Origin of the sequence: Dickeya sp. MK7 (assembly GCF_000406305.1) — a bacterium.
GTDB lineage: Bacteria > Pseudomonadota > Gammaproteobacteria > Enterobacterales > Enterobacteriaceae > Dickeya > Dickeya fangzhongdai.
In genome coordinates this window covers 4,879,219-4,888,181 of the sequence record NZ_CM001984.1, presented here as the reverse complement: position 1 = coordinate 4,888,181, position 8,963 = coordinate 4,879,219, and the positions used below count along the sequence as shown (strand labels likewise).

The following is an 8,963-nucleotide window of genomic DNA, read 5'->3' as shown; positions in this document are numbered from 1 at the left end:
AAAACGGCGATGATCTGGTGCTCGGTAAATCGGGCTTTGCGCATAGCGATCTCCTCAACGGGACATAATCAGTATGTCGGAAGATCTCTAAAAGTGAATGGTTCGGTTTAGCGGGATACTTACAGTATCAGTCACCACTATGTATTGATAGTCTCTATCTGAAGTTTCAAGATCAATAGCACTGGCCATAAACGATGTGGATAAAAACAGATCGACTATGAGTATTTTTTTGCTGCATGCATGTAACTCCTTTGGGTATTAGCTCGGTTTCACTTTATACCTGTAATTAACACTTAGCTAATCAGAGAAATCTGTCTCTATTGTTACTTCCATACCACCCGATTACGGCCGGCGTTTTTGGCTTCGTACAGCGCGTCGTCGGCCCGCTTCATATCGCTCTCGAAGCTGTCTTTCAGATTCTGAACATTACGGTGTTTGATAAACGTTGCGCCGATGCTGACGGTAAAATGGAAGGAATAGCCGTCAACCGTGAACAGGGTGTTTTCCACTTCGGTGCGAATCCCGTTCATGATGGCATCGACATTATCGAGATTGGCGTTGTGGACGATCAAACCGAACTCTTCGCCGCCCAGGCGGGCGACGAAGTCGTCGGTACGCAGTTTGCCGGTAATGATCTCCGCCAGACGACAAATCGCCACGTCGCCGACGTGATGGCCGTACTGGTCATTGACCTTTTTGAAGAAGTCGATATCGATGATCGCCAGTGCGGTGTTTTTCTCATGGTTGCGGTAGCACTTTTCCGTTTCCAGAATATAGGCGCGCCGGTTATGGATGCCGGTCAAGGCGTCGGTATTGGCCATTTCCAGCAGTTTTTCTTCCAGCTCTTCTCGGGCTCGCTGGGTTTCCAGCGCGTAGAACAGCGAGCCTAACGTGTCGACGAACGGGTTGAGAAAGCGCAACTGCCGCTCGTTGTAGCCGTCGAAGCGGTTACCGAGTCCGATCATCCCCACCACCTCGTTACGGAAATAGATGGGCAACCCCATGAATTGTCGTAGGATTGGGTGGCCTGACGGCACGCCGCGCGAGGCGGAATGGGAACGCGGCGAGTTGGTGATGACCGGTTTGCCGGTGATCACCACATGCCCGAACAGGTTGTCCAGGCTGGTGAACTGCAGTTTGTTTTGCAGAAAAGTATCGTAAGAGTTCTTGCTGTCGCCGTTCCAGCTGACGTTGGAAATGGCGACGATGTGCAGCACTTTCTTCCCATCGTGTTCTCTGACCTGGCCGATAAAACCGAACTCCGATTCAGAGATGGAAAGCAGGTCGTCAAAGATGGACATGCAGGCTTCCTGGATGTCGGTTTTTTCCAGAAAGATCTTTTGGGCCCGGTTAATCAGCTCCAGCAGGCGTTTATCCGCTTCTTCCTGTAATTCCTTGTTTTTCTTCTCGGTAATATCCCGATGGGTGCCGGCGACCCGAATGGGTTTGCCTTTTTCGTTGTATTCCACCACCTTGCCGTAGGTTTCAATCCACACCCAGTGGCCTTTATTGTGGCGCATCCGGTATTGCTCGTTGATCAAGGTTGCCTGACCGGTGATGCAGGATTCCGCCGCCTGCACCATTCTTTCCCGATCCAGCGGGTGCATCAGCTGTTGCCAGTAATCCATTGAGGAGTCGAATTGGTCCTGCGTGACGCCCATCATTTCGCACCACTGTTTATTGACGCGAATGTTATGCCGCCCCAGATCCCAGTCCCAGGTGCCGAGACTGGACGACTCCAGTACCAGCCGCATTTGGTTGTTGGTATCCACCAGCAGTTTTTGCAGGTATTTCTGGTGGGAGTTATCGATCAGCAGCGCCTGCACGTGGCTGAGTCTGCCGTTGTGATGGTAATTGGCGATGGAAAGCTGGCGAATCCACAGCGTTTTTCCCCTGGGCGACAAAAAGCGGTATTCGCATTCCAGATTCGCCACGCCTTTTTTATGGTTATCCAGTGCAAACAGCAGGTTCTCGTAGTCGTCCGGATGGATATAGTTTTCTATCGCCGCAGTGTTATGTCTGATGTCTTCTTCGGTAATGCCCAGAACATGATGCGCATTGGGGGACATGTAGGAAATGTGCAGCATGTTGTCTTGCTGCCAGTTGATCAGCACCACGGAGGAGTTATTCAGCAGCCGGATTTCCTGTTCCCGATGCAACTGGTCACTGTGCAATTTGAACAGGGCTTCGGTAGTGCTGGCGACGAAGGCGGCGGTTTCTCGCGTCGTGTCATCCAGTGCCCGCGGTTGATAGTCGATGGCGGCCAGGGTGCCGACCACGATCTTGTCGAGCACCAAAGGTATGCCAAAGTAACTACGGATATGCGGAGCGCCGGTAACCAGCGGGTGCTCGCAAAACTGACTGTCTGTCAGCGTATCGGGAATCGATAAGGTCGTCTCGGTGGCAATCACCGAATTGCAAAATGCCAGTTCCCGGGTAGTACATTCAATATCGATACCTTCGCTGAAAATCAGCCATTGCTTGTCCAGATCGATAATCGAGATAAACGCCGCCGGAAAATTCAGTATCCGTGCAAATAATCTGACCTGGTTTTGAAAGGATTGCTGTAAGTGTAAGTCGAGCAAATGATATTCATTGATTTTTGCGACGCGCTGCTCATCGGTATTATGTTTTTTCATTGTCATTTTTCCCTTAAAAAACAAATAAAATCAGTGTATTGCACTCCTGGTAACAAAACAGAAAAATGCGTCTGCTAGGCTCGGTTATAAAAAGTGGAAACATCCTGTAGGGGAGTTGGGTCCTGACGTGAGAGCGCTGTTTTTTCAGCGACATATCTGAGTATAGAACAGGTTTTTTTATCGCTGGGCGGCAAGGGGAGTGAACAGCGGTAAAAATAAAAGACACATTAAATCGCGGCGTTAAAAAGGGATGGCGGGCGTGGCGTTCTGGCTCGTTAAGCACATGCCGCTTTGGGCATTATTGCTATTTTTTCACGTGATACGGGCCGGTATCTGGCAGTAGTCAGACTATGACGAACGAGCGAATCTGACTCGACTGTCACACAACTGTCATATTGCGTACATTTTACTGTCACCGAATTGACCTATTTTCTCCACCAGCAAACTACACTCTGATTAAACAATAGCTCCGGGTCTACACGTCTAAGTATCCCACAGGAGGGATTATGAAACTCATGCGTACCACTGTTGCCAGTATCGTTGCTGCAAGTTTTTCTCTGACGGCGGTTTCTGCTTTTGCCGCGGCAAACCTCACTGGCGCAGGTGCGACGTTCCCCGCTCCGGTTTATGCAAAGTGGGCTGATTCTTACGAAAAAGAAACCGGCAACAAAGTTAACTATCAGGGCATCGGTTCTTCGGGCGGCGTGAAACAGATTACCGCCAAGACCGTAGATTTTGGTGCGTCTGATGCGCCGCTGGCGGATGACAAACTGGCTCAGGACGGTTTGTTCCAGTTCCCGACCGTGATCGGCGGTATCGTGCTGGCTGTCAACGTGCCGGGCGTGAAAGCCGGCGAGCTGACGCTGGACGGCAAAACGCTGGGTGACATCTACCTGGGCAAAATCAAGAAATGGAACGACGAAGCCATCGCCAAACTGAACCCGGGCGTGAAACTGCCGGATCAGGACATCGCTGTGGTGCGTCGTGCCGACGGTTCCGGCACCTCCTACGTGTTCACCAGCTACCTGGCTAAAGTGAACAGCGAGTGGAAAGAGAAGATTGGCGCGGGCAACACCGTAAACTGGCCGACCGGTCTGGGCGGTAAAGGCAACGACGGCATCGCGGCGTTCGTGCAGCGTCTGCCGGGGTCGATCGGTTACGTTGAATACGCGTACGCCAAGCAGAATAACCTGGTTTACACCAAGCTGATTTCTGCCGACGGCAAAGCAGTCAGCCCGACGGAAGGGTCTTTCAGCAATGCCGCCAAAGGCGTTGACTGGAGCAAGTCCTTCGCACAGGACCTGACCAACCAGAAAGGCGCCGATGTATGGCCGATCACCTCTACCACCTTCATTCTTATTCACAAAGAACAGAGCAAGCCTGAGCAGGGCAAAGAAGTGCTGAAGTTCTTTGACTGGGCTTACACCAAAGGCGGCGATCAGGCCAAAGCGCTGGATTATTCTACCCTGCCGAAAGAAGTGATTGCTCAGGTACGCGCAGCATGGAAAACCCAGATCAAAGACAGCAGCGGTAAAGCGCTGTACTGATTGCGGTTAGCAGGATCGGTTGTGTGAGTACCGAGAGGTGGATAAACCGGAAACGGGGTATCCACCTCTGACATTCATTGGGGTTTCCTCCAATGACCTGATTAAAGACGCAGTTATCTGAAAAACGCAGTTATCTGAAAGAAGAGAGACGTATGGCTGAACACAAGCCAACCATTACACCTCCGGGAAAACAGGGCGACATTCTCTTCGGGGCGCTGGTCAGACTGGCGGCCCTATTGACGTTGCTGTTGCTGGGCGGAATTATCGTTTCCCTGATTTTCGCCTCCTGGCCGAGTATCAAAACGTTTGGTTTCTCCTTCCTGTGGACCAAAGAGTGGGATGCGCCCGCCGGGCAATTCGGCGCGCTGGTACCGATTTACGGCACCATCGTGACCTCGCTGATCGCGCTGATCATCGCCATTCCGATTAGTTTCGGTATCGCGCTGTTCCTGACGGAACTGGCGCCGAGCTGGCTGAAACGTCCGCTGGGCGTGGCGATTGAGCTGCTGGCCGCGATCCCGAGTATCGTCTATGGCATGTGGGGGCTGTTTGTGTTCGCCCCGTTGTTCGCCAGGTATTTCCAACAACCGGTGGGCAACGTGCTTTCCAGCATCCCATTGGTCGGCACCCTGTTCTCCGGGCCGGCGTTCGGCATCGGTATTCTGGCGGCCGGCGTGATTCTGGCTATCATGATCATCCCCTACATCGCCGCGGTAATGCGCGATGTGTTCGAACAGACGCCGGTGATGATGAAAGAATCGGCCTACGGCATCGGCTGCACCACCTGGGAAGTTATCTGGCACATCGTGCTGCCGTTCACCAAAAACGGGGTGATTGGCGGCGTTATGCTGGGGCTGGGACGTGCGCTGGGCGAGACGATGGCGGTGACGTTTATCATCGGCAACACCTACCAGCTCGACAGCGTCTCGCTCTATATGCCGGGCAACAGCATCACCTCCGCGCTGGCTAACGAATTCGCCGAAGCCGACACCGGGCTGCATACCGCCGCGCTGATGGAGCTGGGCCTGATCCTGTTTGTGATTACCTTTATCGTGCTGGCCTGTTCGAAGCTGATGATCATGCGTCTGGCTAAAAACGAAGGAGCGCGCTGATGGCGAGCATTGGCATTGAAAACCGTTCTGACTCGCTGGAAACCCGTCGCAAGATGCAGGCCTGGCGCCGTCAGAAAAACCGCATCGCGCTGTGTATGTCGATGCTGACGATGGCGTTCGGTCTGTTCTGGCTGGTATGGATTCTGATGTCCACCGTGACCAAGGGCATCGACGGCATGTCGCTGTCGCTGTTTACCGAAATGACGCCGCCGCCCAATACCGCTGGCGGCGGTCTGGCTAACGCCATCGTCGGCAGCGGCCTGCTGATCCTGTGGGCGACGCTGTTTGGCACGCCGCTGGGGATCCTGGCCGGCGTCTATCTGGCGGAATACGGCCGTAAGTCGCTGATCGCCGAAGTGATTCGCTTTATTAACGACATTCTGCTGTCGGCGCCGTCGATTGTGGTGGGGCTGTTCGTTTACACGCTGGTGGTGGCTAAAATGGAGCACTTTTCCGGCTGGGCGGGGGTGATTGCGCTGGCGCTGTTGCAGGTGCCGATCGTAATTCGCACCACCGAGAACATGCTGAAACTGGTGCCGGACAGCCTGCGTGAAGCGGCCTACGCGCTGGGGACGCCGAAATGGAAGATGATTTCGGCCATCACCCTGAAGGCGTCGGTTTCCGGCATCATCACCGGGGTGTTGCTGGCGGTGGCGCGTATCGCCGGGGAGACGGCGCCGCTGCTGTTTACCTCGCTGTCGAACCAGTTCTGGAGCACGGACCTGATGCATCCGATCGCCAACCTGCCGGTCACCATCTTCAAGTTCGCCATGAGTCCGTTCAAAGAGTGGCAGGGGCTGGCGTGGGCAGGGGTACTGCTGATCACTCTCTGCGTGCTGCTGCTGAATATTGTGGCGCGCGTGCTGTTTGCCAAGAAGACGCATTAGTCAGCAACATTAAAAAAATTACCAGCAACATTAATGAATATCCGGGCGTCGCGCAGGCGGCGTTCGCCAGATTCGCCAGAAGAGAGAAGTCTTGATGAGTATGGTCACAGAGACATCCGCCAGCAAAATCCAGGTGCGCAACCTGAACTTCTATTACGGAAAATTTCATGCGCTGAAAAACATCACGCTGGATATCGCCCAAAACCAGGTGACGGCGTTTATCGGTCCGTCAGGGTGCGGCAAGTCTACCTTGCTGCGCACCCTGAATAAAATGTATCAGCTCTATCCGGAGCAACGCGCCGAAGGCGATATCCTGCTGGATGGCAACAATATCCTGACCGATAACCAGGATATCGCGCTGCTGCGCGCCAAAGTGGGCATGGTGTTCCAGAAGCCGACGCCGTTTCCGATGTCGATTTACGACAACATCGCTTTCGGCGTGCGCCTGTTCGAGAAACTGTCGCGTGCGGAGATGGACGAGCGCGTACAGTGGGCGCTGACCAAGGCGGCGCTGTGGCAGGAAACCAAGGACAAGCTGCACCAGAGCGGTTACAGCCTATCCGGTGGTCAGCAGCAGCGTTTGTGCATTGCCCGCGGTATCGCCATTCGTCCGGACGTGCTGCTGCTGGACGAACCCTGCTCGGCGCTGGACCCGATTTCCACCGGCCGTATCGAAGAGCTGATTTCCGAACTGAAGAAAGACTATACCGTGGTGATCGTGACGCATAACATGCAACAGGCGGCGCGTTGTTCCGACCATACGGCGTTTATGTATCTGGGCGAGCTGATTGAGTTCAGCGATACCGATACCCTGTTTACCGCGCCACGGCAGAAACAGACCGAAGATTACATCACCGGTCGTTACGGTTGATTACGGGAGTATCATGGAAAATCTCAATCTGAACAAACATATTTCCGGTCAGTTTAATGCCGAGCTGGAAAGCATCCGCACCCAGGTGATGACTATGGGCGGGCTGGTGGAACAGCAACTGACCGACGCCATCACCGCCATGCATAACCAGGACGCGGAACTGGCGCAGCGCGTGATCGAAGGCGACGCTAAAGTAAACATGATGGAAGTGAGCATTGACGAGGCGTGCGTGCGCATCATCGCCAAACGCCAGCCTACCGCCAGCGACCTGCGTCTGGTGATGGCGATCATCAAGACCATTTCCGAGCTGGAGCGTATCGGCGATGTGGCGGACAAAATCTGCCGCACCGCGCTGGAGAAATTCTCCCATCAGCATCAGCCGTTGCTGGTTAGCCTGGAGTCGCTGGGCAACCACACCGTACAGATGCTGCACGATGTACTGGACGCGTTCGCCCGTATGGATCTGGATGAAGCCAAGCGCATCTACATGGAAGACAAGAAGGTGGATAAAGAGTACGAAGGCATTGTGCGTCAGCTGATGACCCACATGATGGAAGACTCCCGCACCATTCCCAGCGTGCTGACCGCGCTGTTCTGCGCCCGTTCCATCGAACGTATCGGTGACCGTTGCCAGAACATCTGCGAGTTTATTTTCTACTTCGTCAAAGGCCAGGACTTCCGTCATCTGGGCGGCGACGCGCTGGAAAAAATGCTGGCGCAGAAAGACGCCGAAAAACCGGAATAAGTCTGGCCTGCTGCCGACGATGCTCTCAACGCCCCGCCTGTGCGGGGCGTTTTCATTGGTAACGTCGCATCTGTATCTCTGTATCGCCGCCCTGTCACCCGTGGTTGCCACCAGCCGGATATAACATAAGTTCATATTATGGGAGTTTATGTTATTTCCGGTGCGACAGAGCCGCTGTTAGCCTGCATTCATTGAGTTAACAATCGTTTATGAACAGCGGCTTATAGGCGGATAATAAGATGAAAAAATCTCTTTTGGCATTTTCTCTCCTGGCAGGACTGGTTTCTCTCTCTGGCAACGCGCAGGCCGACAAGCTGGATGACATCCAGAAAGCGGGCGTGGTGAAAGTGGCGGTGTTCGACAGCAATCCGCCGTTTGGTTATGTCGATCCGCAAAGCAAAAAGTTGGTGGGCTACGATGTGGATGTAGCTGAAGCCATCGGCAAGGCGCTGGGCGTCAAAGTAGAACTGCGCGCCACCAACCCGGCCAACCGCATTCCGCTGCTGAGCTCGAAAAAAGTGGATCTGATTTCAGCCAACTTCACCATTACCGACGAGCGCGCCAAACAGGTCAATTTCAGCGTGCCCTATTTCGCCACCGGCCAGAAGTTCATCGCCCGCAAAGGCGTGCTGAAAACGCCGGACGATATCAAAAATCTGCGTATCGGCGCCGACAAGGGCACCGTGCAGGAAATCACCCTGCGGGAACACTACCCGACCGCCAAAGTGATTTCCTACGACGATACCCCGCTGGCGTTCACCGCGCTGCGTAACGGCAACGTGCAGGCCATCACGCAGGACGACGCCAAGCTGGTCGGGCTGCTGGGCAACCTGCCGGCGGCGCAGAAAGCCGACTTTGAAATTTCTCCGTTCAGCATCACCAAAGAGTATCAGGGCATCGGTATTCCGAAGGGTGAAGATCGCCTGACGCAGAAAGTGAATGACATCCTGCTGAATCTGGAAAAACAGGGTGAGGCGGTGAAGATTTATAACCGCTGGTTTGGGCCGGAAACGCCGTCTGCCCAGCCGCGCGGCGACTTCAAAATCGCGCCGCTGGATCAGCAACCCAAGGCTTGAGTACGTTGCTATAGCATTCTCCATCCGATAGTTGTTACCGTAGTTTCTTACTTGATGGTTGTGATTTGCCCCCGGACCCATCCCGG

At 54.1% G+C, this 8,963-nt stretch carries 7 protein-coding genes; 6 read left to right on the top strand and 1 reads right to left on the bottom strand.

Features of this window, described 5'->3' with window-relative positions; translation table 11 throughout:
* Positions 1-323: 323 nt before the first annotated feature.
* A complete protein-coding gene (locus DXXMK7_RS21215) occupies positions 324-2,639 on the bottom strand; it encodes a diguanylate cyclase (protein WP_038920729.1) in 2,316 nt (771 codons plus the stop codon).
* A gap of 506 nt (positions 2,640-3,145) precedes the next feature.
* Between DXXMK7_RS21215 and pstS the strand changes: the two genes are divergently transcribed.
* The 6 genes from pstS to DXXMK7_RS21185 all read left to right on the top strand — a co-directional run bounded on the left by pstS (position 3,146) and on the right by DXXMK7_RS21185 (position 8,877).
* Positions 3,146-4,186, top strand: coding sequence for a phosphate ABC transporter substrate-binding protein PstS (pstS, locus tag DXXMK7_RS21210; protein WP_038920728.1), 1,041 nt, complete (start codon positions 3,146-3,148; stop codon positions 4,184-4,186).
* A gap of 152 nt (positions 4,187-4,338) precedes the next feature.
* On the top strand, positions 4,339-5,298 hold the full coding sequence (gene pstC / locus DXXMK7_RS21205) for a phosphate ABC transporter permease PstC (protein WP_038920727.1): 960 nt from the start codon (positions 4,339-4,341) through the stop codon (positions 5,296-5,298).
* Complete coding sequence (pstA, locus tag DXXMK7_RS21200) at positions 5,298-6,185, top strand: phosphate ABC transporter permease PstA (protein ID WP_038663989.1); 888 nt, start codon at positions 5,298-5,300, stop codon at positions 6,183-6,185. Before pstC ends, pstA begins: the two co-directional genes overlap by 1 nt.
* Before the next feature lie 94 nt (positions 6,186-6,279).
* Positions 6,280-7,056, top strand: coding sequence for a phosphate ABC transporter ATP-binding protein PstB (gene pstB / locus DXXMK7_RS21195; RefSeq protein ID WP_038920726.1), 777 nt, complete (start codon positions 6,280-6,282; stop codon positions 7,054-7,056).
* 13 nt (positions 7,057-7,069) lie between these two features.
* Positions 7,070-7,801 carry a phosphate signaling complex protein PhoU gene (gene phoU, locus DXXMK7_RS21190; RefSeq protein WP_033568181.1) on the top strand — a complete coding sequence of 244 codons (732 nt, stop codon included), beginning with the start codon at positions 7,070-7,072 and terminating at the stop codon, positions 7,799-7,801.
* A 239-nt stretch (positions 7,802-8,040) separates the two neighbouring features.
* Positions 8,041-8,877 (top strand): ABC transporter substrate-binding protein, encoded by an 837-nt coding sequence (locus tag DXXMK7_RS21185; protein ID WP_038663987.1) that lies wholly within the window; start codon positions 8,041-8,043, stop codon positions 8,875-8,877.
* Positions 8,878-8,963 lie beyond the last annotated feature (86 nt).

Bases quoted from the DNA above. Each gene is read 5' to 3' on its own strand.
- DXXMK7_RS21215 (WP_038920729.1), bottom strand. From the start codon at position 2,639: ATGAAAAAACATAATACCGATGAGCAGCGCGTCGCAAAAATCAATGAA.
- DXXMK7_RS21185 (WP_038663987.1), top strand. From the start codon at position 8,041: ATGAAAAAATCTCTTTTGGCATTTTCTCTCCTGGCAGGACTGGTTTCT.
- phoU (WP_033568181.1), top strand. From the start codon at position 7,070: ATGGAAAATCTCAATCTGAACAAACATATTTCCGGTCAGTTTAATGCC.
- pstB (WP_038920726.1), top strand. From the start codon at position 6,280: ATGAGTATGGTCACAGAGACATCCGCCAGCAAAATCCAGGTGCGCAAC.
- pstC (WP_038920727.1), top strand. From the start codon at position 4,339: ATGGCTGAACACAAGCCAACCATTACACCTCCGGGAAAACAGGGCGAC.
- pstA (WP_038663989.1), top strand. From the start codon at position 5,298: ATGGCGAGCATTGGCATTGAAAACCGTTCTGACTCGCTGGAAACCCGT.
- pstS (WP_038920728.1), top strand. From the start codon at position 3,146: ATGAAACTCATGCGTACCACTGTTGCCAGTATCGTTGCTGCAAGTTTT.